The sequence below is a fragment of the Umezawaea sp. NPDC059074 genome (genome assembly GCF_042738955.1).
GTDB lineage: Bacteria > Actinomycetota > Actinomycetes > Mycobacteriales > Pseudonocardiaceae > Umezawaea.
This window is the reverse complement of the sequence record NZ_JBHYHC010000022.1, coordinates 20,917-46,105: the sequence shown is the minus strand read 5'-3', so window position 1 is coordinate 46,105 and position 25,189 is coordinate 20,917. Positions and strand designations below refer to the sequence as shown.

Annotated in this window: 22 protein-coding genes; 6 read left to right on the top strand and 16 right to left on the bottom strand. The window is 71.1% G+C overall.

Annotated elements, in window-relative coordinates:
• The first annotated feature begins 70 nt into the window (after positions 1–70).
• Positions 71–1,093 carry a DUF2891 domain-containing protein gene (locus ACFWW9_RS13065; RefSeq protein ID WP_390375612.1) on the top strand — a complete coding sequence of 341 codons (1,023 nt, stop codon included), beginning with the start codon at positions 71–73 and terminating at the stop codon, positions 1,091–1,093.
• Positions 1,094–1,141: 48 nt separating this feature from the next.
• Here ACFWW9_RS13065 and ACFWW9_RS13060 read toward each other — a convergent pair whose 3' ends face one another.
• The 3 genes from ACFWW9_RS13060 to ACFWW9_RS13050 form a co-directional block, all read right to left on the bottom strand.
• Positions 1,142–2,167, bottom strand: coding sequence for a 6-phosphofructokinase (locus ACFWW9_RS13060; RefSeq protein WP_390375609.1), 1,026 nt, complete (start codon positions 2,165–2,167; stop codon positions 1,142–1,144).
• A gap of 137 nt (positions 2,168–2,304) precedes the next feature.
• Positions 2,305–2,817 carry a polyadenylate-specific 3'-exoribonuclease AS gene (locus ACFWW9_RS13055; protein WP_390375606.1) on the bottom strand — a complete coding sequence of 171 codons (513 nt, stop codon included), beginning with the start codon at positions 2,815–2,817 and terminating at the stop codon, positions 2,305–2,307.
• Between the two features lie 22 nt (positions 2,818–2,839).
• The gene (locus ACFWW9_RS13050) at positions 2,840–3,604 is read right to left on the bottom strand and encodes a lysophospholipid acyltransferase family protein (RefSeq protein ID WP_390375749.1); all 765 of its coding nucleotides are present in this window, start codon (positions 3,602–3,604) and stop codon (positions 2,840–2,842) included.
• 197 nt (positions 3,605–3,801) lie between these two features.
• On the opposite strand from ACFWW9_RS13050, the gene ACFWW9_RS13045 reads away from it, so the two are divergent.
• Positions 3,802–4,254 carry a hypothetical protein gene (locus tag ACFWW9_RS13045; protein WP_390375603.1) on the top strand — a complete coding sequence of 151 codons (453 nt, stop codon included), beginning with the start codon at positions 3,802–3,804 and terminating at the stop codon, positions 4,252–4,254.
• Here the strand turns inward: ACFWW9_RS13045 and ACFWW9_RS13040 are convergent.
• The 6 genes from ACFWW9_RS13040 to ACFWW9_RS13015 are packed head-to-tail and all read right to left on the bottom strand — an operon-like array spanning position 4,251 to position 8,435.
• Positions 4,251–5,222, bottom strand: a complete 972-nt coding sequence (locus tag ACFWW9_RS13040; RefSeq protein ID WP_390375600.1) for an ROK family glucokinase — start codon at positions 5,220–5,222, stop codon at positions 4,251–4,253. The genes ACFWW9_RS13045 and ACFWW9_RS13040 overlap by 4 nt on opposite strands.
• The gene (locus ACFWW9_RS13035) at positions 5,216–5,566 is read right to left on the bottom strand and encodes a hypothetical protein (protein WP_390375597.1); all 351 of its coding nucleotides are present in this window, start codon (positions 5,564–5,566) and stop codon (positions 5,216–5,218) included. Before ACFWW9_RS13035 ends, ACFWW9_RS13040 begins: the two co-directional genes overlap by 7 nt.
• Before the next feature lie 4 nt (positions 5,567–5,570).
• A complete protein-coding gene (locus tag ACFWW9_RS13030; protein ID WP_390375594.1) occupies positions 5,571–6,803 on the bottom strand; it encodes an ArsA family ATPase in 1,233 nt (410 codons plus the stop codon).
• On the bottom strand, positions 6,800–7,234 hold the full coding sequence (locus ACFWW9_RS13025) for an SRPBCC family protein (protein ID WP_390375591.1): 435 nt from the start codon (positions 7,232–7,234) through the stop codon (positions 6,800–6,802). Before ACFWW9_RS13025 ends, ACFWW9_RS13030 begins: the two co-directional genes overlap by 4 nt.
• A 22-nt stretch (positions 7,235–7,256) precedes the next feature.
• Complete coding sequence (locus tag ACFWW9_RS13020) at positions 7,257–8,045, bottom strand: metallophosphoesterase (RefSeq protein ID WP_390375588.1); 789 nt, start codon at positions 8,043–8,045, stop codon at positions 7,257–7,259.
• A gap of 9 nt (positions 8,046–8,054) precedes the next feature.
• A complete protein-coding gene (locus ACFWW9_RS13015) occupies positions 8,055–8,435 on the bottom strand; it encodes a polyketide cyclase / dehydrase and lipid transport (protein WP_390375585.1) in 381 nt (126 codons plus the stop codon).
• A gap of 112 nt (positions 8,436–8,547) precedes the next feature.
• On the opposite strand from ACFWW9_RS13015, the gene ACFWW9_RS13010 reads away from it, so the two are divergent.
• Together ACFWW9_RS13010 and ACFWW9_RS13005 are read left to right on the top strand one after the other, a co-directional pair.
• The gene (locus ACFWW9_RS13010) at positions 8,548–10,359 is read left to right on the top strand and encodes an AMP-dependent synthetase/ligase (protein WP_390375582.1); all 1,812 of its coding nucleotides are present in this window, start codon (positions 8,548–8,550) and stop codon (positions 10,357–10,359) included.
• 296 nt (positions 10,360–10,655) lie between these two features.
• Positions 10,656–13,715, top strand: coding sequence for a BTAD domain-containing putative transcriptional regulator (locus ACFWW9_RS13005; RefSeq protein WP_390375579.1), 3,060 nt, complete (start codon positions 10,656–10,658; stop codon positions 13,713–13,715).
• 388 nt (positions 13,716–14,103) lie between these two features.
• On the opposite strand, the gene ACFWW9_RS13000 is transcribed toward ACFWW9_RS13005, so the two are convergent.
• From ACFWW9_RS13000 to ACFWW9_RS12985, 4 genes are all read right to left on the bottom strand, one after another.
• Positions 14,104–15,240: a glycosyltransferase family 4 protein gene (locus tag ACFWW9_RS13000; RefSeq protein ID WP_390375576.1), complete on the bottom strand. Its 1,137-nt coding sequence runs from the start codon at positions 15,238–15,240 to the stop codon at positions 14,104–14,106.
• 14 nt (positions 15,241–15,254) lie between these two features.
• Positions 15,255–16,514 carry a hypothetical protein gene (locus tag ACFWW9_RS12995; protein WP_390375573.1) on the bottom strand — a complete coding sequence of 420 codons (1,260 nt, stop codon included), beginning with the start codon at positions 16,512–16,514 and terminating at the stop codon, positions 15,255–15,257.
• A gap of 43 nt (positions 16,515–16,557) precedes the next feature.
• Positions 16,558–17,535, bottom strand: a complete 978-nt coding sequence (locus ACFWW9_RS12990) for an NlpC/P60 family protein (RefSeq protein ID WP_390375571.1) — start codon at positions 17,533–17,535, stop codon at positions 16,558–16,560.
• A 355-nt stretch (positions 17,536–17,890) separates the two neighbouring features.
• Positions 17,891–19,255 carry an NYN domain-containing protein gene (locus tag ACFWW9_RS12985; protein ID WP_390375569.1) on the bottom strand — a complete coding sequence of 455 codons (1,365 nt, stop codon included), beginning with the start codon at positions 19,253–19,255 and terminating at the stop codon, positions 17,891–17,893.
• A gap of 63 nt (positions 19,256–19,318) precedes the next feature.
• Between ACFWW9_RS12985 and ACFWW9_RS12980 the strand changes: the two genes are divergently transcribed.
• Together ACFWW9_RS12980 and ACFWW9_RS12975 are read left to right on the top strand one after the other, a co-directional pair.
• On the top strand, positions 19,319–21,052 hold the full coding sequence (locus ACFWW9_RS12980; protein ID WP_390375566.1) for a DEDD exonuclease domain-containing protein: 1,734 nt from the start codon (positions 19,319–19,321) through the stop codon (positions 21,050–21,052).
• Between the two features lie 162 nt (positions 21,053–21,214).
• Complete coding sequence (locus ACFWW9_RS12975; RefSeq protein WP_390375563.1) at positions 21,215–21,499, top strand: Lrp/AsnC family transcriptional regulator; 285 nt, start codon at positions 21,215–21,217, stop codon at positions 21,497–21,499.
• A gap of 54 nt (positions 21,500–21,553) precedes the next feature.
• On the opposite strand, the gene ACFWW9_RS12970 is transcribed toward ACFWW9_RS12975, so the two are convergent.
• Genes ACFWW9_RS12970 through ACFWW9_RS12960 form a run of 3 tightly spaced genes read right to left on the bottom strand, consistent with a single transcriptional unit; the run spans position 21,554 to position 25,142 of the window.
• Positions 21,554–23,218, bottom strand: a complete 1,665-nt coding sequence (locus tag ACFWW9_RS12970; protein WP_390375560.1) for a cytochrome bc complex cytochrome b subunit — start codon at positions 23,216–23,218, stop codon at positions 21,554–21,556.
• Positions 23,215–24,339, bottom strand: coding sequence for a ubiquinol-cytochrome c reductase iron-sulfur subunit (locus tag ACFWW9_RS12965; protein ID WP_390375557.1), 1,125 nt, complete (start codon positions 24,337–24,339; stop codon positions 23,215–23,217). Before ACFWW9_RS12965 ends, ACFWW9_RS12970 begins: the two co-directional genes overlap by 4 nt.
• Complete coding sequence (locus tag ACFWW9_RS12960; RefSeq protein WP_390375554.1) at positions 24,336–25,142, bottom strand: c-type cytochrome; 807 nt, start codon at positions 25,140–25,142, stop codon at positions 24,336–24,338. Before ACFWW9_RS12960 ends, ACFWW9_RS12965 begins: the two co-directional genes overlap by 4 nt.
• Positions 25,143–25,189 lie beyond the last annotated feature (47 nt).

Genomic DNA, 25,189 nt, shown 5'->3' with positions numbered 1-25,189 from the left:
GGGTTTCCGCAGTCGGGAAGGCGGCAGACGGCCGCTGCACGGACGGGTGGAAAACCTGCATCATGGCCCTATGAATTCCACCCGGTTGGATGACCCCACGGCGGCACGGCTGTTGGAGACCGCCGTGGCCAACGTCCAACGGGACTTCCCCGTGCACTGGACGAGCACGATCACGTCGAACGCGGACCTGGCCCCCCACCGCGTGCTGCACCCGGTGTTCGCCGGGTCGTACGACTGGCACTCGTGCGTGCACCAGACGTGGCTCGCGGTCCGGTTGCTGCGGTTGCGGCCCGAGCTGGACGGCGCTGCCGAGGCCGTCGCGGTGCTGGACTCGCTGCTGACCCCGGAGAAGTGCGAGGTCGAGGCCGAGTTCTTCCGCGGCCCGCGCGGCAAGCACTGGGAACGCCCGTACGGATGGGCGTGGCTGCTGGTGCTGGACGCCGAGCTGCGCACCTGGGACTCGGACCTCGCGCGGCGCTGGTCGGGCGCGCTGGCGCCGCTGACGGGCGTGCTGCGGGACCGGTTCCTGACGTGGGCGAGCACGGCCCGGCTGCCGATGCGGACCGGCACCCACGGCAACACGGCGTTCGCGACCGGCCTGGTGCTGGACGCGGCGCGCACCCTCGGCGACGACGAGCTGGCCGAGGCGTGCACGGAGGCGGCGCTGCGGTGGCACCGCGAGGACGTCGGCTACGGCGGGTTCGAGCCGGACGCGGCGGACTTCCTGTCCCCCGCGCTGGTCGAGGCGGACCTGATGCGCCGGGTGCTGGAGCCCGAGGCGTTCGCGGCGTGGTTCTCGGCGTTCCTGCCGAACCTGGACGAGGCGCGCTGGAAGGTGTTGCGGGAACCCGTACCCGTCGACGACCCGACCGACCCGTACGGCGCGCACCTCGCGGGGCTGGCCCTGTCGCGGGCGTGGGCGTGGCTGGCGGTCGCCGACGCGCTGCCCGAGGGGCACCGCTACCGGGAGCTGGCGCGGGCGTCGGCGGAGTCGCACCGCGAGGTCGGCTGGCGCTACGTCTTCGGCCACGGCTACGCGGCCGAGCACTGGCTGGGCACGTTCGCGGCGTACCTGGACCTGGGCGCTTACTGAACGAAAAGGGCCCCGAGCTATGTGCTCGGGGCCCTTTCCACCACATCCTTAACCGAAGAAGACCTCGGCCTCGGCGAGACGGTGCGGGGGTACCGTCTTGAGCTCGGCGGTGGCCTCGGACAGCTTCACGCGGACGATCTCGGTGCCGCGCAGCGCCACCATCACGCCGAAGTCGCCGTCGGCGACCGCGTCGGCCGCGTGCAGGCCGAAGCGGGTCGCGAGGACGCGGTCGTACGCGGTCGGGATGCCGCCGCGCTGGGTGTGGCCCAGCACGACCGCGCGGGACTCCTTGCCCGTGCGCTCGGCGATCTCCTCCGCGAGCCAGGTGCCGACGCCGCCGAGGCGGACGTGGCCGAACGCGTCCTTCTCACCGGAGTGCAGGACCTCGGCGCCGCCTTCGGGAACAGCGCCCTCGGCCACGACGATGATCGGCGCGTACTGCTTCTCGAAGCGCCGCTCGACCCAGCTGACGACCTTCTCGACGCTGAACGGGCGCTCGGGCACGAGGATCACGTTCGCGCCACCGGCGAGGCCGGAGTGCAGCGCGATCCAGCCCGCGTGGCGGCCCATGACCTCGACGACGAGCGCGCGGTGGTGCGACTCGGCGGTGGTGCGCAGCCGGTCGATCGACTCGGTCGCGATGTGCACGGCGGTGTCGAAGCCGAACGTGTAGTCGGTCGCGCCGAGGTCGTTGTCGATCGTCTTCGGCACGCCCACGACGCCGATGCCGTCGTCCGTGAGGCGCTTCGCGACGCCGAGGGTGTCCTCGCCGCCGATCGCGATCAGCGCGTCGACGCCTTCGGCCGCCAGCACCTCGCGGATCTTGTCGACGCCGCCGTCGACCTTGTACGGGTTCGTCCGCGACGAGCCGAGGATGGTGCCACCCCTGGTCAGGATGTCCTCGACGTCCGCGAGGCCGATGGACTTCGTCAGCCCCTCGATCGGCCCCTGCCACCCGTTGCGGAAGCCGACGATGTCCCAGCCGTGGACCTCGACGCCCTTGCGAACGACGGCCCTGATGACCGCGTTCAGGCCAGGGCAGTCCCCGCCGCCAGTGAGCACACCGATGCGCATCTGCTTCGCCCAATCTCTCTCGAAGACCGTTTGGTCGAGTGCCGCCCAGGGCGCCAGTGCCCGGCGTCACTACCTCGGAGCCCGAAGCGTGTCACGGACTGGATCGGTGCAGCAACACCGAGGTCACATTTCTGTGCTTACGCGACCGGGAATCCGCGCTTCTTCCGCTCCTGCTCGATCACCTTCCAGCGCGCCAGGTTGTGCCGGGCGTCCGCGAGGGCGTCGTGCGCGTCGGCCGGGGCCTGCGGCAACCGCGGCCTGCCGACGTCGTCCCAGCGCTGCCGGAGGTCGCGGGTGAAGCGCGGCAGGCTGCGCGGCAACGCGGGCATCGCGCCCCACAGCTGGGCCAGCGCGACGTGGTCGTACGCCGCGAACCAGGCCCACAGCTCCACCTCGTCGCGGGCCGCTCTGGGGCCGCCGAGGAAGTCCAGCAGGTCGCGCCGGAGCTTCTCCCGGCTGCGCCAGGTCGGGTCGGCGGGCGGCGGGAGCTGGTTGAGCACGTTGTTGCGCACCCACGGTCCCGCCTTGGCCGGGTCGAACTCGGTCGAGACCGCGTAGAACTCATCGCCTTCCTCGGTCACCACTCCGATCGAGATCAGATCGATGGTGGTGCCGTCCTCGATGAATTCGCAGTCGTAGAAGAAACGCACCGGGCCCACCCTAAGTGGCCGCTCAGCCCGCCTTCGTCTCGGGCACGCGATCGGCCGACTTGCCGTCGGGCTGCGCCGGGACCTCGACACCCGCCGCGGCCTCGGCGGCGGCCTGGTCCTCCTTGGCCTTGGCCGCGTAGACGTCCACGTACTCCTGGCCGGTCAGCTCCATCAGCGCGTACATGATCTCGTCGGTGATCGACCGCAGCACGAACCGGTCGCCGGAGAGGCCCTCGTAGCGGGAGAAGTCGAGCGGCTTGCCGATCTTGATCGTGATAGGCGTCGGCTTCCACATGCGCGACCCGATCGGGTTCGCCTTGTCGGTGCCGAACATCGCGATCGGGATCACCGGCACGCCCGCCTCCAGCGCGATCCAGGCGACGCCGACCTTGCCCTTGTACAGCCGTCCGTCCGGCGAGCGCGTGCCCTCCGGGTAGATGCCCAGCAGCTTGCCCTCGCGCAGGATCCGCACGCCCGTGGACAGCGCTCCCTGCGCCGCGGACGCGCTCGACCGGTCGATCGGGACCTGCCCGACGCCGGACATGAACGCCTTCTGCAACCAGCCCTTGATACCGGTGCCGGTGAAGTACTCGATCTTGGCCGGGAACGTCACCCGCCGCGACAGCTTCAGCGGCAGGAAGAACGAGTCGGACACGGCGAGGTGGTTGCTCGCCAGGATGGCGCCGCCGTCCTTCGGGATGTTCTCCGCGCCCTCGATGATCCGGGGGCGGAAGAACACCTTCAGCACGGGGCCGAGAAAAATGTGCTTCATCAACCAGTACAGCACTGCTGGGAGCGCCTCCCTCACCGACCTTGATCCGACGCCAGCCTACGGAGCCGACGGCACAAGGCACAACGAAGACGCGCCCCCAGTCGATACGGGCTCACATCCGCCCGGCTGCCGGAGCCCGGAACGCCGGGCGGACATGGGACGATGTCAGGGAGGAACACGACGCCCGTACACGGGAGGGCTGGAGCACGCAGATGGATTCCCGACGCGACTCGACCGACGGCCCCGAAGACGTGGACGCGGCCTTCGCCGAAATCGTCGCGAGCCTTGAACGCGACGGGATGGGCGCCAACTGGCCCGATCCCCCGGAGTTCGACGTGCCGGAGGACGAGCCGGTCGCGGCGGGCATCCGACCGGAGGGCCAGCCGCGGGTGGCGGCGCCCGATCCGGAGGAGGACGACGACGAGCACTTCGTCCCGCCCGACCCGCCACCGCTACCGCGCCTGCGAGCGGGCACGATCGCCGCGCTGGTCGTGATCGCGATCGGCGTGGTGCTGCTCGTCGTGCCGAGCCTGTTCGGCCTGTCGCCGCAGATCAGCGTGCCCGTGGCGCTGGTGGTGCTGTGCGGTGGCGTCGGCTGGCTGGTGCTGCGGGTCCGGCCGGGTCCGCCCCCGGACTCCGGGTGGGACGACGGCGCGGTCCTCTAGCGCTTGCGGCCGTTCGGCGCGGTGTGGTTCGCGAGGTCGCGGGCCAGGGTGGCCGCGCCGACCAGGCCCGCGTCGTCGCCGAGCTGGGCGGTGCGGATGCGGGCCAGCGGCCGGTGCCCGGCCCCGGTGATCGTCTCCGCGTACCGCTCCCGAGCCTCGTCCAGGAACAGCGGGGCCGACTCCGAGACGCCGCCGCCGATGACGACCATCTCCGGGTCGTACACGTCCGCGACCAGCGCCAACCCGTCGCCCAGCCACTTGGCCAGGTCCGACATGGCCCGCAGCGCGAGCGGGTCGCCGTCGCGCGCGGCGGCGGCGACGCGACGACCGGTGATCGCCCGCGAGTCGCGCAGGGCCTCGCGGACCAGGACGGTGGACACGCCGGGGTTCTTGGCCAGCAGCTCCACGGCCGTCGTGCTCAGTGCCGTGCCGCTGCAGTAGCGCTCCCAGCAGCCGTTCTTGCCGCACGGGCACGGCCGCCCGTCCGGCACCAGCCGGAGGTGTCCCAGCTCGGGGGCCACGCCGTGCGCGCCGCGGTACACGCGGCCGTCGATCAGCAGCGCCCCGCCGATGCCGGTCCCCAACGCCACCATGACCGCGATCTTCGCCCCGCGGGCTGCCCCGAACCGGTGCTCGGCCAGCGCGGCGGCGTTGGCGTCGTGCTCCAGCACCACGGGCAGCCCGAGCCGGTGCGACAGCCGCTGCGCCACCGGCGCCTGCCGCCACGCCAGGTGCGGCGCGAACCGCACCGTGCGGCGGTCCGTGGCGACGAACCCGGCCACGGCCAGCCCCACCGCCGAGACGGGGTGCCGCTCGGCCAGTTCGGTGACGGCCGACGTGATGGCGTCCTCCAGCGGGCCTTCCTCGCCCGGAGTCAACGCGCGGGTGATGTCCACCACCGCGCCGTCGGCGTTCACCACTCCCGCGCGGACGCTGGTCCCGCCGATGTCGACCCCGACGGTCAGCACTGCGACCCCTGGTCGGACTTCCGGCGCACCACCTGGATGTGCTGGACGCGCGGCTCCTCGGCCGGGGCGTCCGGGGACGTGGGCGTCGAGGGCTCGCTCAACGCCATCCGCAGCAGCGTGATCAGCCCGGACACGTGCTCCGCCGCCTTCGCGGCCAGCTCCGACCGGTCGCCCTTGATCAGCGCCGCGGCGTTGCACACCGGGCACCACCCGCAGGTCGCGGGGTTGTGCTCGCCCGCGCCCTCGGTCGCGATCCGCTGCAACCACGGCTGGGCCCGCTCGGCCGCCACGTCGACCAACAGCCGCAGCTCCTCGACCAGCTTGGCCGTCTTCTCGTCCGCCACAGGGTCACCGCATCCACAGGTTGGGGTCGGGGCGGAAGCGGACCGCCAGCCCGGTCTCGTCCATCTCCGCGCCGGTCACGACGCAGCGGCGCAGCAGCGACGGCAGCGCCACCAGCTTGCGCCTGCCGTCGACGGTCACGGCCAGCTCGTCGCCGACGCGCGCCAGGTCCAACGCCGCGTCGTCGCCCAGCGGCAGCACGATGCGCAGCAGGTACTCGGCCTCGGTGCCCTTGCCGCCGCCGGAGACCTCCAGCATCGGCGCGGTGGACGTCTCGACGCCGCGCAGCGGGTCGGCGCCCTGGTACAGCTCGGCGGCCACGTCGAGCAGCGCGGCCACGCCGACCGGCTCGGCGGCGCGGTGGTCGACGACGCTCATCGAGACGTCGCCCATGCCGGTCAGCTCGGCGGACTGGCGCAGGTCGGCCAGCACGGAGTCCTGCTCCTTACGGCGGGTCCGCAGCCACGTCGCGGCCGCTCCCCTGGCGGAGCCGGGGTCGGGGACGAGGCGGTTCGCCACCACGCCGTCGACCCGGATCCCCTGGAGCGCCAACGCGGTGAGCGTGCGGCGGGTCTCGGCGGCGACCACGCGTTCGGGCGTGAGCACGAGGCGGACGCTGGTCGCGGTCTGGTCGGTGAGCATCGCGCGCAGCAGGTCGAGGTGCTCGGCGAGCCTGCCGAGCGCGTCGGCCGTGGCGTCCCACTTCTCGACGGTCGCGGTGCCCGCGACCCCCGCGAGCAGGCCGCGCACGACGCGGCGGTGGGTCGGGAAGAGGCGTTCGAGGTAGCCCGCGAACGCCTCCGGCAGCGCCAGCAGGCGCAGGGTCTCGGCGGTCGGGCCGCAGTCGACGACGACCGTCTCCCACGGGCCCGCGTGCGCCAGCCGGTGCACCTCGGCGAGCGCGAGGAGCTCCTCGACGCCGGGCAGCACGGTCAGCTCTTCGGCGTCGAGCTCGTCGACCCCGGCACCCGCCAGGATGGTGCGCAGGTGGCCGCGCAGGTCGCGCCACGCGTCGTCCACGAGCCCGCGCGGGTCGATCTGGGCGGCGTACAGCCCGGAGTCCACTTCGGACGGTTGGCCGCCGAGGGGGACGCCGAGCGCGTCACCGAGCGAGTGCGCGGGGTCGGTCGAGACGACGAGGGCCTTGCGGCCGTCGGCGGCGAGTTGGGCGGCCGTGGCGGCGGCGAGCGTCGTCTTGCCGACGCCCCCCTTGCCGGTGAAGAGCAGGACGCGCGTCATCCAGCGTGTTCCACGCGCCGCTTGAGCTCCTTCAGAGCGGTGTCCATGATCATCTTCTCGGCCTTGCGGCGGAACAGGCCGATCATCGGGACCACCAGCTGCACGGACAGGGTGTACGTCACCTTCGTGCTGCCGCCGGACGCCTCCAGCAGGTAGCTGCCCTGCTGCGACTTCTGCATGTTGCCCTTGACCAGGGTCCAGCTGACGCCCTCGGCCGACCACTCGTAGGCCAGCACGTACTCGTCCTTGATGGGGCCCTGGTCGATGTTGAACTTCACCTGCGCCGCCCGACCGTCCTCACGGGAGTCGAGCACCTCGGTGCGCTTCACCCCGTTCGCCCAGTCCGGGTACGACTCGAAGTCCGCGATGACCGCCAGGATCTGCTCCGGCGGCGCGTCGATCACGATTGACTGGGTGGACTCATCGGCCATGCAGCGCAGGCTACCCGGTAGTTCACCAAGTCAACGCGTACGGCCTGCCCAGGCGTTGGAAGTGTCCGACGTTGACGCATTCCGTGCGACCGATCCGCACGCGACGGGACATGGGCTGGTGCACGTGCCCGAAAACCGACCAGCGCGGTTGTTCGCGGTGGATCGCCTCGACGAGCGCTTGCGAACCCATCTCCGGACGGCGGGCCACGACGTCGTAGGTGAGTTCGGCCACCGCGGGCGGGATGTGCGAGCAGAGGACGTCGACGTCGACGAGCTTGTCGACCGCGGCGGCGAAGTCCTCCTCGTAGCGGAGGTACGGGACCCACGGGGCGTCCGACCGCAGGACGAAGCCGCGGCCGAGGAGCGCTCCCCCGGCGAAGCCGAAGTTCAGGCCGCCGATCTCGACGACCTGGCCGTCGACCAGGTGCAGGCCCTCGCGGGCGAACTCCGGCCACAGCGCGGGCGAGTCGACGTTGCCGGGGATGGCGTAGGTGGGGGCGGTCATGGCCGCGAACATCTCGGTGTACTGGGCGCGCACGGCGTCGTCGACGACCTTGCGCGGATCGTCGAGCGACTCCCACAGCGACCTCAGGTAGAGGCCCGTCTCGGGGCCCATGCGGCCCCGGCGCAGCTCGGCGAAGACGCCGACCTTCTCCGCGCCGAACACCTGGCCGAGGATGCCCTTGCCGTGGTCGTAGTAGTCGACGAAGTCGACCAGGTCGCCCAGCACGACGAGGGCGTCGGCGCCGTCGCCCGCGCGGGCCAGCGCCTCGGTGTTGCCGTGGACATCGGAGACGACGTGAACCCGCACCCCGCCAACCTACGACACGAGCGGCGGGCAGCCGGGGGCGCGACCGGATTCCAAGGTCATCTTGAGGCCGAGCGAGACCTCCTTCGCCGCGAGTTGACGACGCCGGATCTCGCGGCGAACGCGCTTGGCGGGCACGTCGCCGGGCAGTTCGGCGCGCAGGAAGTAGTGCAGCAGCGTGCCGTCCAGCACCGGCTCCAGCCAGACCTCCATGGTGCCGACGAGCGCGCCGCCGACCGTCCACCGCAACCCTTGGTCACCGCGGTCCAGGTATACGTGGAGATCGAGATCGGGCCAGAAGCCGCGCCACGCGGAGGGCGGCGCGAAAGCGGCCGCCACCACCGACGGCGGCACCACCAGGAAGGTCTCGTCCACGACGTCCACACTCGCCACGGCTGGGAAGAGTGCCACGACACGGTCACGGAACACCCCACCGGCCTGGTGTATCGCCGGAATCACAGGCTAAGTTTCCCCACCGGTAACAAACAATCGTCCGGAGGTTGACGTGCGCGAGTTCAGCGTCCCCGCCACCAGCCCTGTGGCTGCCGAGGAGAACCTCACCGACATGGTGTGGGCGAACGCGGAGCGCTTCGGCAACGCGGTCAGCTTCCGCCGCCGCGTCGACGGCACCTGGGTCGACGTCACCGCGCGTGACTTCGCCGCGCAGGTGCTGGCCGTGGCCAAGGGGCTGATCGCGTCGGGCGTGCAGCCCGGCGACCGCATCGGCCTGCTGTCGAAGACCCGCTACGAGTGGTCCCTGCTCGACTTCGCCATCTGGTCCGTCGGCGGCGTCGTCGTGCCGATCTACGAGACCTCGTCGGCGGAGCAGGTCGAGTGGATCCTGTCCGACTCCGCGGCCAAGGCCGTGTTCATCGAGACGTCCGCGCACCGCGTGACCGTCGACTCCGTCGTGGACCGCCTGCCCGAGGTGCGGCACGTGTGGCAGATCGACGGTCCGGGCTCGGACGGCGCCGCGGGCGCGATCGACGAGCTGACCGCGCTGGGTGCCGAGTCGTCCGATGACGACGTGCGCGAGCGCAGGCGGATGGTCGGCGCGGACGACACCGCGACGCTGGTCTACACGTCCGGCACGACCGGCCGCCCCAAGGGCTGCGAGCTCACGCACCGCAACCTGCTGTCCGAGGTCAGGGGCGCGCTGGTGGCGTTCCCCGAACTGCTGATCGCGGGCAACTCGCTGCTGGTGTTCCTGCCGCTGGCGCACATCCTGGCGCGGGCGCTGGCCATCTGCGGCGTGTACTCGCGGGTGACGCTGGGCCACACCTCCGACGTGAAGAACCTCGTCGAGGACCTCGGCTCGTTCCGGCCGTCGTTCGTCGTGGCCGTGCCGCGGGTGTTCGAGAAGGTCTACAACGGCGCGAAGCAGAAGGCGCACGCGGGCGGCAAGGGCAAGATCTTCGACGCGGCCGAGGCGACCGCCGTCGAGTACAGCCAGGCGCTCGACAAGGGCTCCGTCGGCCTGGTGCTCAAGGCCAAGCACGCGCTGTTCGCGAAACTCGTCTACACGAAGCTGCAAGCCGCGCTGGGCGGGCGTTGCATCGCCGCGGTGTCCGGCGGCGCGCCGCTGGGCGAGCGCCTCGCGCACTTCTTCCGCGGCGTCGGCGTGCCGGTCCTGGAGGGCTACGGCCTCACCGAGACCAGCGCGGCGGCCGCGGTGAACACGCAGAAGGCGTTCCGGGTCGGCACCGTCGGCCTGCCGCTGGGCGGCACCTCGATCCGGATCGCCGACGACGGCGAGATCCTGATCAAGGGCGGCGTGGTGTTCCGCAGCTACTGGAACAACCCGGAGGCGACCAAGGAGTCGCTGGAGGACGGCTGGTTCCACTCCGGCGACATCGGCGAGCTGGACTCCGACGGGTTCTTGAAGATCACCGGGCGCAAGAAGGAGATCATCGTCACGGCGGGCGGCAAGAACGTCTCCCCCGCGGTGCTGGAGGACCGGCTGCGCGCGCACCCGCTGATCAGCCAGTGCATGGTCGTCGGCGACGCCCAGCCGTTCATCGGCGCGCTGATCACGATCGACCCGGAGTTCTTCCCCACGTGGAAGAAGCAGAACGACAAGGGCGACGACGTGACCGTGGCGGACCTGGTGACCGACGCGACCCTCGTCGCGGAGATCCAGGCGGCCGTGGACGACGCGAACCTGGCGGTGTCGAAGGCGGAGGCGATCAGGAAGTTCCGGATCCTGCCCGCCGACTTCACCGAGGCCAGCGGGGAGATCACGCCGAGCCTCAAACTGCGCCGCACGATCGTCGCGGGCAAGTACTCCGACGACATCGCGGCCATCTACACGAAGTAGGGAGAGGAAAAGAGGGGGGCGGCCTGGCCACGGCCGCCCCCGGCGGGGCCGTCTTCCGCAAGAACGGCCTCAAGTTAAGACGGGTGGCTCGCGATCTCGCGACCACGAGCCACCCGACCCCCAGTGGATCGCGTATCCGCTGTTCAGCGGACCCGATGAAGTTCGCGTCCCGTTCCCCCGAGCGGGACGTCTCCTAGACTGCCGCACCGCTCTGTCGTATCGCTGACGTCGTGATGACACCGGCCGTCAGCGCGCGAATAGGCTTGGGGGCGGTGGGCGAGTCGAGGGGATTGATCATGGGATCGGCTGGTGGGTTCCGGCTGCTGGGACCGTTGGAGGTCCACCGGGACGGCCGGGTGATCCCGATCAGGGCGGGCAAGCACCGCGCGCTGCTGGCGTGCCTGCTGCTGCGCGCGAACCGCGTGGTCACGGTCGGCGAGCTGGTCGAGGCGCTGTGGGGCGACGCCCCGCCCGCGCGGACCCGCGGCACGCTCCAGACGTACGTGATGCGGCTGCGCCAGGTGCTGGGCGAGCCGTCGTCGATCGTCACCACCCCCACCGGCTACCAGCTGTCCGTGCCGCTGGACCTGATCGACGTGCACCTGTTCACCGCGGGCGCGACGCGGGCGCGGGACACGGCCGACGCGGGCGACCTCACGGCCGCGCAGGCGATCTACGCCGAGACGATCGCGCTGTGGCGCGGCCCGGCGCTGTCGGACGTGCCGTCGGAGGCGCTGCACCGCGACGAGGCGCCGCGGCTGACCGAGCTGCTGATGGGGCTGCACGAGGAGCACGTCGACGTGGGGTTGGCGCTGGGCAACCACGAGCAGCTGGTGCCGGTGCTGCGCGGGCTCACCGCCGACCACCCGCTGCGCGAGCGGTTCTGGGCCCAGCTGATGCTCGCGCTGTACCGCAGCAGCCGCCAGGCCGAGGCGCTGGAGGTGTTCCGGCAGGTCGACCGGATGCTGGAGGAGCAGCTCGGCATCCACCCCGGCGAGGACCTGCGGGACCTGCACCAGGCCATCCTGAACGGCGACCCGCAGCTCGCGGCCCCTCCCCCGGCCGCGCCCGCCGAGGAGGCGCTGCCGGGCAGGCTGCCCGGCGACCTCGCCGACTTCGTCGGCCGGGAAGCGCTGGTGCGGCGGGTGGTCGAGCTGATCGCGTCGGAGGACCCCGGCACCGCCGTGCCGATCGTGACGCTGTCCGGGCCGCCCGGCGTCGGGAAGACCTCGCTCGCGGTGCACGTGGCGCACCTGCTGCGCGACCGGTTCCCCGACGGCAGGCTCTACGTCGACCTGCGCGGCTACGGCCTCGGGCCGACCACGACGACCGTGGACGTGCTCTCGCGGTTCCTGCGGGCGCTCGGCGTGCCGCCGCAGCAGATCCCCCTCGAAGCGGAGGAGCAGAGCACCCTGTTCCGGTCGCTGCTGACCGGCAGGCGGATGCTCCTGGTGCTGGACAACGCCTCCGCGCCCGACCAGGTGCGCCCGCTGCTGCCCGGCGCGGCGAGCTGCCCGGTGATCGTGACGAGCCGCGACGACCTGCGCGGCCTGATCGCGATGAACGGCGCGCGGCGGCTGCCGGTGGACGTGCTGGAGCCCGCCGAGTCGATCGAGCTGCTGACGTCGATCCTGGGCAGCGGGGCGGACGGCGCGGCCGTGGAGGAGCTGGCCCGGCGGTGCGCGCACCTGCCGCTGGCGTTGCGGGTGGCGGCGGCGAACGTGGCGACCAGCCCCGGCGGGACCGTGAAGCGGTACCTCGCCGACCTGCCCGCGGACGAGCCGCTGGCCGCGGTCGACCTGGCCTACGCGGCGCTGTCGCCCGCGCAGCAGCGGATGTTCCGGCTGCTGAGCCTGGTGCCTGGCCACGACTTCACCGCCGAGGCCGCCGCGAACGTGGCCGACGTGGACGTGCCGGTGGCCGCCCGGCTGCTCGGGCAGCTCAACGACGTGCACCTGCTGCTGAGACCGTCGCCGGGGCGGTACCAGTTCCACGACCAGCTGATGCTGTTCGCGGCCCGGCGGCGGGCGGCGCAGGACCACGAGCGGGAGCAGGGCGACGCGCGGGTCCGGCTGCTGGAGTTCTACGTCCGGTCCGTCGACCGCTGCGCGGAGTTGCTGTACCCGGACCTGCTGCGACTGCCCAGCGGCGAACCGGACAACGTGCGCCTGCCCCGGATCACCGTCACCGCGCAGGCGCTGCGGTGGCTCGACAGCGAGCGGGCGAACCTCACCGCGGCCATCCGGTCGGCCGCGGAGCAGGGCCCGCCGTCGATGTCGTGGCGGCTGGCCGACGCGCTGCGCGGCTACCTGTGGATCGGCAAGCACGTGACCGAGTGGCTGGCCATCGCCCGGTACGGGCTGCACGCGGCCCACGAGGAGCGCGACCTGCCCGCCAAGGCGGCCATGCACGGCAACCTCGGGTTGCTGCACTGGAAGCTCGGGGAGTTCGCGACCTCCGCCGCGCACTACGAGCAGGCGCTGGAACTGCACCGGTCGCTGGGCAACGCGTCGGCCGAGGCCGGGGTGTTGAACAACCTCGGTCTGGTGCACATGGAATCCGGAGACCTGGCGTCCGCGCGGGACGTGCTGCATGCCTGCCTGGCGTTGAAGAGAGGGCCCGACGGGGTGCGCACCGGGCGCAGCACGGTGCTGGTCAGCCTGGGGATGCTGGCGATCGAGACCGGGGACCTCGCCGAGGCGCACACGCACCTGACGGAGTCGTTGAAGATCAGCACGGCGCAGGGGCTTCGGGGCAGTGAGGCTACTTGTCGCAACTTCCTGGGGGTGGTGTTGCGGTTGCGGGGTGAGCCGGATGCGGCGTTGGAGCAGTTGGACACCGCGTTGGCCGTGACGTTGGAAGGGGGGTTCCGGGAGATCACGGCGCGGATCCTGGAGAGCACGGCGGTGTTGAAGGTGGGGGTTGGGGAGCCGGTTGCCGCGTTGGCGTTGGCGGGGCGGGCGTTGGACGAGCTGCGGGAGAGCGGGGATCAGCAGACGACCGCGAACGTGTTGGCGGTGATGGCTGAGGCGAATCGGAGTTTGGGGCGGTTGCGCACTGCGGATGAGCAGTTCCAGCAGGCGTTGACGAAGGCGAATCGGATTGGGTATCAGCCTGCGGCTGCTCGGGCGTTGATCGGGTTGGCGGGGACTCGGCGGATGATGGGGATGCCCGAGGAGGCGTTGGAGTCCTGCGAGAAGGCCGTGGGGATCGCGGTGGAGGTGGGGCTGCGGATCACCGAGGCCTTGGGGCGGGGGGAGGCCGCGGCTATTCGGCGGGCGTTGGGGGATTTTGGGGTTGCTGCTGAGGAAGCTGCCGTTGCGGAGAGGTTGCGGCGGGAGACGGGGATGGCGTGAGGGTGGGGTCGCCCGGCGGCTTTGCCTTCTAGCGTGGGTCTTCCGGTTTCAGCGAGGTCTCCCGGCGGCTTCGATTTCCAGCGTGCTGTGGCCGATTTGACATGAGGACCCCTCATTTCGACCTTTGTCGGGCTCAAAAGGCGGTCCAAAGAGAGTCCCGCCCGACCACAATTTTAAGGCCGAAATCCCCATGTCAAATCGGCCACGTTCCGTGGCCTGCGCCTGCTAGTCCCAGCGTGGTCGCCACCGACCCTGTGCCTGGGTGGTGGGCCGCCATGGTGTCTTGGGCCTGCTTGTGGGTCACCAATCAGCCCTGTGCCTGCTTGGTGAGCCACCACGTTGCCCCGGCGCCTGCTTGTGGTCACCAATCAGCCCTGGCTCTGATGCGCTAGCCGTCGATGAAGGTGTGCAGGCGGGTGGCGAGGTCGTTCCAGTTCCAGTTCTCCTCGACCCATTCGCGGCCCTGTGCGCCCATCTTGGCGGCGTCTTCCGGGTCTGAGAGGAGATGAGCGATGGTGTCCGCCACTTCCTCCACGTCCTCGCCGTCGACGAGTCTGCCGGTTTCGTGGTCCAGCAAGGTTTCCGGTGCGCCGCCGGAGTTGCCCGCCACCACGGGGAGGCCGGTGGCCGATGCTTCCAGGAAGACGATTCCCAGGCCTTCCACGTCCAGGCCCTTGCCTCGGGTGCGGCAGGGCATCGCGAAGACGTCGCCCGCGTTGTAGTGCGCCGGGAGTTCCGACCACGGGACCGAGCCGGTGAGGACGACGTGGTCGGCTACGCCTTCCTCGATGGCCAGGGCTTGCAGTTTCTTGCGGTACGGGCCGCCGCCGACGATCAGCAGGGCCGCGTCCGGGATGCGTTCGCGGATGGACGGCAGGGCTCGGATGAGGACGTCCTGGCCCTTGCGCGGCACCAGGCGGGAGACGCAGAGGATCACCGGGCGGTCGGTCAGGCCGTAGCGGGCCTTGAGTTCCGCGCGTGCCGCCGGGTCCGGTTTGTACAGGTCTGTGTCCACACCGGACGGGAGGTGTTCCAGGGGGGCCAGGCGGCCGAACGCCGCCGAGAAGCGGGAGCGGGTGTACTTGCTGACGTAGGTGATCACGTCCGCGTCGTTGCCGATCGCCCGGAGGGCCTGGCGGGCTCCGGGGAGCATCGACCAGCCGACCTCGTGGCCGTGGGTGGAGGCGATGATCCTGGTGACACCCGCCTTGCGCAGCGACGGGCCCAACAGGGCCAACGGGGCCGCCGCGCCGAACCAGACCGTGTCGATGTTCTCCGCGCGGACGATGTCGGTGGCGCGGCGGAGGACGTCCGGGGTCGGCAGCATGAGGCTGGTGGGGTGGCGGACGACCTGGAAGTTCTGGGCCGGGTCGAATTCCGGGTGGGAGCCGGTGGAGGAGGTCCACGACGGGGCGTAGACCACCAGGTCGTCGGCGGGGAGCCTGGACGCGAAGGCGTGCAGGTAGGACTGGATGCCGCCGGGGCGGGGCGGGAAGTCATTGGTCACCAGGAGGGTCCGACGCACCCGACCTACGGTACCTACCGGAAGAACTCGGTCCGCAGGAACTCCCGCCAGCCCTCGGTGAGGCCCGCGGTGTCGGTGCCGATGGTCGCGCGGAGCACGCCGTCCACATCGGACTTGGCCGCCGCGAGCTTGCGGTAGAGGGCGACGAGGCCCGGTTCGCCCAGCAGGTGGGCGAGGTAGCGGTTGACCGACCAGGCCTCCTGGTAGGCGAGGTCCATGGCGGGACCGCGGAAGTCGGCGTCGGACGGGAGCGCGGTGGGCGGGGCGGTGCGCATCCGGGTCGCCAGGGCGGGTGCGGCCTTGGCCGCCGGGACGTCGCTGTCGCGGAAGCCGACGTAGTCGGCGAAGCCCTCCAGGAGCCACAGGGGCGCGCCGTCGACGGTGTCGCCGCGCACGGCGACGTGGGTGATCTCGTGCCGCAGGAGGACCCGCAGGGACAGCGGGGACAACGCCGTCGCGCCCGCCGGGTTGAGCACGACCCGCTGGCCGCGCGCGGTGTGGGCCACCGGGTCGATCTGCTCCGCCACCGCCACGCCCGCGATGGAGCCCACGGCGAACGCGGGACCGACCAGGGCCCGCATCTCCTCGGGGCCGCCGGGCACCAGGACGGCCACCTGCCGCGGCCACGCGGTGCCCCAGACCTCGCTGACGACGTCGACCGCGCTCGGCAGCTCGGCGAGGACCCGCGCGGCCAGCGCCTCGCCGCCGGGGTGGCTCAGGACCAGGCCCGCGGGCGAGGTGAGGACGTGGCACGGGCCGAAGTCCCACGGGCCGCGCCAGGTCTCCCCCGCCGCCGTGTCCGACGCCAGCAGCCAGCGGTCGCCGTGGCGGGCGAACAGGTAGCCCATGGGTCGGGTGCTGGGTTCGGCGTCCACGCCGCTGAGCCGGTACCTCAGGCGCACGGACGGGGCCCACAGCTCGTCGGCCGCCGGGCGGGAGGTCGGGGTGGTCGGGTTCGTGCCGTCGACCTGGTAGCCCCACTCGGCGAGCGGGACGCCCGCGAGGTTGTGGAACAGGTCGCGCTGGTGGTCGAGGAACACCGGGTCCGCCGGGTCGACCGTGGCCAGGAACCCGGACTCGTCCCGGTCGCGCAGCGCCGCCGCGCGCTGGTCCAGCAGGGCGCTCACGGCGTGCTGGCGGGCGTCCTCGACCGCGGCCGACGGCGGCGGGGTGGACGCGCCGACGGGCTGCACGACCTGTGCGAGACCGGCGAGGAACGTCGCGACGATGGCCGCGACGAGCACCGCTCGCACCCGCGAGACGCTGAAGGCCACCACACCGAGGGTAGTCGGTGCGGTGGCCTCCACCGGATCGAACTCAGCCCGAGATGCGCCGCATCGCCGAGATCGACCCCGGAGCCTCCAGGGACGTGATCTTGACGGGCACGCCGTCGGTGGCCGCGTGCACGACCTCCGAGTTGCTGATCGCGAGCGCGACGTGGCCGAAGCCGTTGTAGGCGATGATGTCGCCCGCCTGGACCTCACCGCGCGTCACCGGGCGGCCCGCGGCCCCCTGGCCCTGGCTGGTGCGCGGCAGGCTCACGCCCGCGGCGCGGTACGCCATCATCACCAGGCCGGAGCAGTCCCAGACGTCGGGGCCGGTCGCGCCGTAGGAGTACATGTCGCCGCGCTGGGCGAGTGCGAACGCCACCGCCGCACCCGCGGCGCCCGCGGGGACGTCGATGTCGCTCATGTCGCCGGAGCTGGTCAGGGTCGACTTCTCGGACCCGGTCAGCTTGTTCAGCGCCGCCTTGACGTCCTTCTTCTGCGTGTCGAGGTCCGCCGCGCGCTTCTTGATGTCCTCGGTGATCTTGATGGCCTCGTCGTTGGCCGTCTTCGCGCGCGTCTGCGCCTCGGTGGCCTTCTTCGTGGCGTCCGAGGCCTGGTCGACCGCGCCGGAGAGCTTGTCGAGCGCCTCGAAGTTGTCGGAGGCGAGCACGCCGAGCGCCGACATCCGGTTGAGGAAGTCCTGCTGCGAGTCGCTGACCAGCAGCGCGGACAGCTGGTTGAAGCGCGCCCCCTCGAACGACGCCTCGGTGAACTTGTCGACCTGCTGGCGGAAGGTCTCCTCGTCGGCCTTCGCCTGGTCGCCGACCTGGGTGGCCGCCGCGACGTCGGCCGTGGCCTTGTCGAGCTCGTCCTGGTTCTGGGCCTGCTTCTCCTCGGCCTGCAGCAGCTCCTCGTTGAGCTTGGAGGCCTGCTCCGACAGGTCGTTGTACTGCTTCAGCGCCTCGGAAGCGTTCGCCGGGGTGTTCGGCTGGGCCACCGCTGACGCGGGGGCGATGCTCGCTGCCACGGCGGCAACCGCAGTGGCTGCGATCGCCCCGCGCATACCGCGCTTGAGTCGTTGCGACGCCACAGTCGCGCATGTCTCCTTCGTGATGAACCGCCTACCGGAGGGCTGACCGGACTCGAGGCGCGCCAAGCGCGCCGGTCCGCTGCGCAACCCGCAGATCGATCTTGTCCGGCACGGCTCCCCGACGGGCCGATTCGGCGGTGATCCCGTGTCGCCGTCCAGGATGGACGACCACCTGCCACGAGGTCTCGGCCAGGTTACGAAAAGTGAGCGCCCGCGTCCACCTGGTGATCGAGAAAAAATGCACAAGCGTGACCTTGGCTCGCCCGGATGCCGATCGGCGAGGCGGAAAACCTCACACCCGGCCGAGGCGCGAGAGCAGCACGGCCGAGGGCACGGGGTGCGCGCCACGCCTGCGGACCGAGTCCGCGACCGCGCGGTCGGACGTGACGACCACCACCGGGCGCCCTTCCGGCTCGGCGGTCACCAGAGCGCGGATCACGTCGTCCGCGAGCACACCGGGGTCGCTGAACAGCACCCGGACGCCGCGCGGGGCGGCGGCGGGCACGGCGACCACGCCCGCGCCGTCGAACACCAGCGTGACCTCGGCCCCGGTGCGCGCGGCCAGCACCGCCAACTGGTGCACGAGCCGGTCGCGCTGGTCCGACAGCGGCAGGTCCGGGTAACCCGTCTTGGTGACGTTGTAGCCGTCCACGATCAGGTGCACCGCGGGCAGCGCGAGCAGCCGGTCCAGCGCGGCGGGGTCCTCGACCCTGCCGACCGTGCCCTGCGCGGCGCTCGCCCCGCGCACCAGGTCGGCGGGCCGGGGGCCGGTGCCGCCGAGCGCGAGCTCGCGGCGCAGGCCGTTGACCGCGCCGTCCAGGGTGTCCACGAGCAGCGCGAGCCGGACCTCGTCGGCCTGCCGGGCCTCGCGGGCGGACTGGCGGGCGACGTCCGCGTCGGCCTCGGCCCGCGCCGCCTTGCCCCGCTCGGTCTCCGCGCGTTCCCGTTCCCGGTCGCGCTCGGCGGTCAGCCGGACCAGCTGGGCGTGGGCCTCGGCGCGCGCCTGCGCGACCTCGGACGCGGCCGAGTCCGCCCGGTCCTTGGCCTCCTTGAGCCGCACGCCCTGCTCCCGCAACCGCTTGCGCAGGCGTTCCAGCTCGACCTCGGCCTCCTCGCGGATCTTCTCCGCGAAGCCCGCCGTCTGCGTCCGCTCCTCGCGCAGCCGTTCCAGCTCGGCGACCATCCGCTCGGCCTTCGCCACGGCCGCGTCCCGCTCCAGCCGCAACGCCGCGTCACCGGCCCGCCGCGACACCAACTCCACGTAGTGCGGCGCCACGTCGTCGCCGAGCAGCACCGCGGCCGCCGCGGCGGCCACCGGGTCCGGGGCCGTCAGCTCCAGCGTCGACGGCCGGTTCGAGCGCAACCACTCGACCACGGCCGTCCGGAAGTTCGCGGAGGTCCGCAACCCGCTGATCAGCGTCGACGCGCCTAAGCGAGCGCGTTTGGCGGGCGCGAACCGCGCCACCGGCCGCAGCTGCTGCGGCACGTCGACCTTCGCCATGTCCCCCAGCGCGTCGGCGGCCAACTCCGCCAACCGCGCCCGCAACCCGTCCGGCAGCGCACTCCAGTCCACAGTGGACTCGGCGGCGGGCGTCAGCTCGGCGTCCTCCAGGTCAGGGGCCGCGAGCTCGTCGGGTTCGGGGTTCGGGTCGTGCACCGGTACAGGCTACGGCTCAGTAGTAACGAGCACAGCGTTGGACCGGCGGGCCCACGATCAAAAATGTCGTACCCCTCGATTAGCTTCCGCCCTGTGAACGCGCAACTCTCGTTCGACGAGCTGGGGACCCCACTTCGCGACACGACGTTCGTGGTCTTCGACCTGGAAACCACCGGGGGCAGCGCGAACGACGACGCGGTCACCGAGATCGGCGCGGTGAAGATCCGCGGCGGCGAGGTGCTGGGCGAGTTCGCGACCCTCGTGGACCCGGAGCGGGGCATCCCGCCGCAGGTCGTGGCCCTGACGGGCATCACGCAGTTCATGGTCACGGGCGCGCCCCGCATGGACCGGGTGCTGCCCGCGTTCCTCGAGTTCGCCGCGGGGGCGGTGCTCGTGGCGCACAACTCGGGCTTCGACGTGGGCTTCATGAAGGCCGCCTGCGAACGCCACGGCTACCACTGGCCGAAACCGAGCGTGGTCTGCACGGTCCGCCTGGCCAGACGCGTCCTGACCCGCGACGAGGCCCCGAGCTGCCGCTTGGGCGCACTGGCCCAGCTCTTCGGCACTGCCACGACCCCGACCCACCGGGCACTCGACGACGCCCGCGCCACGGTCGAGGTCCTGCACCGACTGCTCGAACGCGTCGGCCCCCTCGGCGTGCAGTCCCTGGAAGAGCTCCTGGCGTACCTCCCGGAGGTGACCCCTCAACAGCGGCGCAAGCGCGAGATGGCCGCCCACCTCCCCCACGAACCGGGCGTCTACCTGTTCCGCGGCCCGAACGAGGAGGTGCTCTACGTAGGCACCGCATCGGACCTGCGCAAACGCGTGCGCCAGTACTTCACCGCCAGCGAGGGCCGCCGCAGGCTCCGCGAAATGGTCGCCTTGGCCGTGAGGGTCGACTCCGTCTCCTGCGCCCACTCCCTGGAAGCCGAGGTGCGGGAACTACGCCTGCTGGCAGCGCACAAGCCCGCCTACAACAGACGCTCGAAGAACCCCCAGCACGCCTGGTGGCTCACGCTGACCGAGGAGGCATACCCGAGGCTGTCCATGGTCCGCGAGGCCCGCACAGGAGCACTGGGCCCCTTCCGCTCCCGCCGCGCCGCGGAAACAGCGGCGGACGCCGTCCTGGAGGCCCTCCCCCTACGAGCCTGCACCCAACGAATCCCCGCCAAGTCCCCCAAGGGCACCCCGTGCGCCCTGCACGAACTGGGCCGCTGCGCAGCACCCTGCGCCGGAAAGCAGACGGTGATCGAGTACTCCCCCGCGGTGGACGCACTACGAGAACTGATCGCGGGCCAAGACGTGGCACCCCTCCACGGCCTGGTCGCCCAACTCGACGAGTACGCGAAAGCCCACCGCTTCGAAGAAGCAGCAGGCAGACGAGACCGCCTGGCCGGCCTCGTACGAGTACTGGACCGAGGCCAACGCCTGGCGGCACTGGCAGCGCTACCGGAAGTGGTGGCCGCAAGACCGGACCGCGAAGGCGGCTGGGAGTTCGCCGTGGTCAGGTACGGCCGCTTGGCATCAGCCGGAGTGGCCAGACGAGGAACCCGCTACCTCCCCGTGGTGGAAGCCCTCCTGGCCTCAGCGGAAACAGTCATCCCCGCCGAAGGCCCACTGAAGGGCGCAGCACCAGAAGAAACCGGCTTGGTGCTGCGATGGCTCAACCAACCGGGAACCCGCCTGGTCCGCTGCGACGACCCCTGGACCTCCCCGGCGGCCTCAGCGGCGAGCTGGCGCGAGTGGGTGGAACTGGCGGACGCCGGGCGGGATCAGTACCGGGAGTACGACCACTGAGGAGCCCGGCTCCCGGTAGCGGCGGCTCCCAGCGTGGTCGGAGGCGCTTTCCGTCGTGGGTGTCGGTCGCCGTCCCGCCAGTGGTCGTCGCGGGCCCTCTACCGCACCTCGCACCCGCCTGCCCTCTAGCATTGCGGCACACCATCTGACTAGGAGGACCCAGTGATCAACGCGATCGTGCTGATCCAGGCCGCTGCCGAATCCATCCCCGAGGCAGCGCAGACGATCGCCGAGCTCGAAGGGGTCACGGAGGTGTACTCCTGCGCCGGTGACGTGGACCTGATCGCGATCGTGAAGGTCGCGCGCCACGAAGACCTGGCGGAGTTGGTGCCTGGGCAGATCGGGAAGGTGCCCGGCGTGCTGAACACCGACACCCACATCTCGTTCCGCTCGTACTCCAAGCGCGATACCGAGGCCGCGTTCTCCATCGGTCTCGAAGAGGGCTGACAGCAGGCGAAAGGCCCCGCACCCAAGAGGTGCGGGGCCTTTCGCGTCCAACGATCAGGCGTCGGGCTGCTGCAGCTTGCCCGCCAGTTCGGCGGGCTTGTTCTCCGCGGAGATCTCCTCCGACACGCCGTGGGCCTTGCGGGCGTTCGCCAGTGCCGTCGTCTCCTCGGGGGAGTCCGGCGTCAGGAAGCTGCCGGGCACCGGGTGGCCTGCCGACCCGAGCTTGTTCATCTTCTTGGGCACCGAGGCGCCCTGGTACGCCAGCGGCAGCGGGTGCCCGTGGTCGTCCACCGGCCCGAGCGGCTGGTGCACCTCGATGAACTCGCCGTGCGGGAGCCGCTTGATGATGCCGGTCTCGACGCCGTGCTCCAGCACCTCGCGGTCGCCCCGCTGCAAGCCGAGGCACAACCGGTAGGTGATGTAGTACGCCAGCGGCGGCACCAGCAACATGCCCACGCGGCCGACCCACGTCAGCGCGTTCAGCGAGATGTCGAACTTCATCGCGATGATGTCGTTGCCGCCCGAGAGCAGCAGGACCATGAAGAACGAGATCGCCATCGCGCCCAGCGCGGTCCGCACCGGCACGTCGCGGGGACGCTGGAGCAGGTTGTGGTGCGCGTAGTCCTTGGTGAGCTTCTTCTCGATCCACGGGTAGAACGCGGCCACCTGCGTGAGCAGCGGCAGGCCCAGGATGAACGGCAGGAACGCCGCCGGGATCGTGTAGTTGCCGAGGTACAGCTCCCACGCGGGCCACAGGCGGATCAGACCGTCGGTCCAGCCCATGTACCAGTCGGGCTGGACGCCCGCGGACACCTGCGCCGGGTTGTACGGGCCGAAGTTCCACACCGGGTTGATCTGGAAGAGGCCGCCCATGATGGCGGTGACCGCGACGACCACGGCGAAGAAGCCGCCGCCCTTGGCCGCGAACACCGGCATGATGCGGACGCCGACGACGTTGGTCTCCTTGCGGCCCACGCCGGGGAACTGCGTGTGCTTCTGGTACCAGACCAGCGCCAGGTGGACCGCCACGAGACCCAGGATGATCGCGGGGATCAGCAGGATGTGCAGCGTGTAGAACCTGGGGATGATCTCGGTGCCGGGGAACTCGCCGCCGAAGGCCAGCCAGTTGATCCAGGTGCCGACCACGGGGAACGAGATCAGCAGGGCCGCCATCACGCGGAGGCCGGTGCCGGACAGCAGGTCGTCGGGGAGCGAGTAGCCGAGGAAGCCCTCGATCGCGCCGAGCATGAACAGCAGGATGCCGATGACCCAGTTGATCTCACGCGGGCGGCGGAACGCGCCGGTGAAGAAGATCCGGAGCATGTGCACGACGATCGCGGCCATGAACAGCAGCGCGGCCCAGTGGTGCACCTGGCGGACGAACAGACCGCCGCGGACCTCGAACGAGATCTGGAGGGTCGACTCGAACGCGCGGGACATCTCGATGCCCTGGAGGTTCGTGAAGGAGCCGTTGTAGACGACCTCCTGCATGGAGGGGTCGAAGAACAGCGCCAGGTACGTGCCAGACAGCAGCAGGATGATGAAGCTGTACAGCGCGATCTCGCCGAGCAGGAACGACCAGTGCGTCGGGAAGACCTTGTTCAGCTGCTTGCGCATGCCGCCGGCGAAGTGGAAGCGCTCGTCGGCGGCCTTGGCGGCCCCGCCTGCCGCGCGAGCGGCCGCGTTGGGCTGCTTCGTCGGAGTGGTGATGGCACTCATGACTTACGCTCCCAGAACGCCGGACCCACGGCTTCGATGAAGTCGCCGCGAGCGATCAAGTATCCGTCCTCGTCCACCGTGATCGGCAGCTGCGGCAGGGCTCGGGTGGCCGGACCGAACCGCGGCTTCGCGTAGTGGAAGACGTCGAACTGCGACTGGTGGCACGGGCAGAGCAGGAGACCGGTCTGCTGCTCGTACAACGAGGTCGGACAGCCCAGGTGGGTGCAGATCTTCGAGTACGCGTAGAAGTCACCGTAGTTGAAGTCCTCCTGACCCGCACGCTTGACGACCGGCTGGCCGGGGCGGAGGCGGATCAGCATGACGGGACCGTCGGCGCTCTTGATCGCGTGGACGAGGGCTTCCTCGTTGTTCCGGTCCGACTCGCGGAACGGGAACACGGTCTCGAAGCCACCGGCCTCCAGGTCCTCCGGGCGGACCAGCTCGACCTCGTGGAACTTGCCGGTGTGGCGGCGCAGGTAGACCTTCTCGCCGTTCACGGGCTTCCACGCGGTGTGCCAGAGCGACTTGCTGCTGTCGCTGTCCTGCCACGGGTTCTTGATCAGACCGCCGAGCGGGACGGCCAGCACGCCGAGGCCGAAGATGCCCGCACCGAGACCGGCGGTCTTCTTGATCAGCGAACGGCGGCCGAGCGTGCTGCGCTCACCGGCGTCGGCCAGCTCCGCGAGCACCGTGGCCTGGTCGACCTGGGCCGACGGGCCGTCGTGGCGCTGCTGCACGGCGAGCTCGTCCGGGATGAACTTCTTGGTGTAGAGCAGAGCGCCCACACCCAGACCCAGGATCGCGATGCCGAGGGTGATGCCGATGATCGGGTTGTACAGGGTGTAGAGCAGGTGCTTGCCGCTGTTCGGCGCCTCGTAGCGCCACGGCCAGAACAGGAACGCCGCCAGGAACGCGACGCCGCCCAGCGCGGCGATGAGGAACCAGAGCGCGACCAGGCGCTCGGCCCGCTTCTCCGCGCGGGTGCCCTTGACGGGCCACTTGTCCTCGTAGTGGACGAGCTCGACGCCGTCCATCTTCAGGCCGAGCTTGACCAGCTCGTCCCTGCTCATCTGTCCGAGCTCGTCCTCAGTGGGCAGCTCGGTCGGCGTGTCGCCGCTCATGCCTTGGCTCCGATCCAGAGGGTCACGCCGATCAGGGCGGCGATCCCCACGATGAACGCGATCAGACCCTCAGATACCGGGCCGAGCCCGCCGAGGGCGGCACCACCGGGGTTGTTGTTCCCGTCGGTGACCGACTTGATGTACGCGATGATGTCCTTCTTCTCCTCCGGCGTGAGCTGCCGGTCGGAGAACTTCGGCATGTTCTGCGGGCCCGTGAGCATGGCCGTGTAGATCTGCTCCTCGGTCACGCCGTCCAGCGCGGGCGCGAACTTGCCCGAGGACAGCGCGCCGCCGCGGCCGGTGAAGCTGTGGCAGGCCGAGCAGTTGAGCCGGAACAGCTCGCCGCCTCGCGCGGGCTCCTTGCCCTGGAGCGCCAGACCGTTCTCGTCCGGGGCCTCCGGGCCGCCGCCCTTGGACTGGATGAACGCGCCGAGCGCGTCGATCTCCTCCGGGGTGAACTTCACCGGCTTGCGCGTGGCCTGCGCTTCCTGGCGCGCCATCGGCATCCGGCCGGTCGACACCTGGAAGTACACCGCGGCGTCGCCGACGCCGATGAGGCTCGGGCCGCGGTCCTTCACGCCGTCCAGTGCCGTGCCGTGGCAGCTGAGGCAGGTGTTGTTGTAGAGCTGTTCACCCTGCCGCACCAGGGCCGGGTCGTCCTGCGCCTGGGCGGTCTGCGGGTTCGGCGCGAGCGCCGTGAACAGAAAGCCCGCGCTGAGCAACGCGAACCCGAGCGCGAGGAGGCCCGAGATCCGCCTGCGCAGCTTGGTGCGCGTCCGGGCCCTCTTGGTGTTGGTGGTCATGTGTGCGGCAACCCTTGCTGTCAGTTCGGGGCTTCGTGCTCGTGGTG

Bases quoted from the DNA above. Each gene is read 5' to 3' on its own strand.
- ACFWW9_RS13065 (WP_390375612.1), top strand. From the start codon at position 71: ATGAATTCCACCCGGTTGGATGACCCCACGGCGGCACGGCTGTTGGAG.
- ACFWW9_RS13060 (WP_390375609.1), bottom strand. From the start codon at position 2,167: ATGCGCATCGGTGTGCTCACTGGCGGCGGGGACTGCCCTGGCCTGAAC.
- ACFWW9_RS13045 (WP_390375603.1), top strand. From the start codon at position 3,802: ATGGATTCCCGACGCGACTCGACCGACGGCCCCGAAGACGTGGACGCG.
- ACFWW9_RS13030 (WP_390375594.1), bottom strand. From the start codon at position 6,803: ATGACGCGCGTCCTGCTCTTCACCGGCAAGGGGGGCGTCGGCAAGACG.
- ACFWW9_RS13025 (WP_390375591.1), bottom strand. From the start codon at position 7,234: ATGGCCGATGAGTCCACCCAGTCAATCGTGATCGACGCGCCGCCGGAG.
- ACFWW9_RS13005 (WP_390375579.1), top strand. From the start codon at position 10,656: ATGGGATCGGCTGGTGGGTTCCGGCTGCTGGGACCGTTGGAGGTCCAC.
- ACFWW9_RS12980 (WP_390375566.1), top strand. From the start codon at position 19,319: ATGTCGTACCCCTCGATTAGCTTCCGCCCTGTGAACGCGCAACTCTCG.
- ACFWW9_RS12970 (WP_390375560.1), bottom strand. From the start codon at position 23,218: ATGAGTGCCATCACCACTCCGACGAAGCAGCCCAACGCGGCCGCTCGC.
- ACFWW9_RS12965 (WP_390375557.1), bottom strand. From the start codon at position 24,339: ATGAGCGGCGACACGCCGACCGAGCTGCCCACTGAGGACGAGCTCGGA.
- ACFWW9_RS12960 (WP_390375554.1), bottom strand. From the start codon at position 25,142: ATGACCACCAACACCAAGAGGGCCCGGACGCGCACCAAGCTGCGCAGG.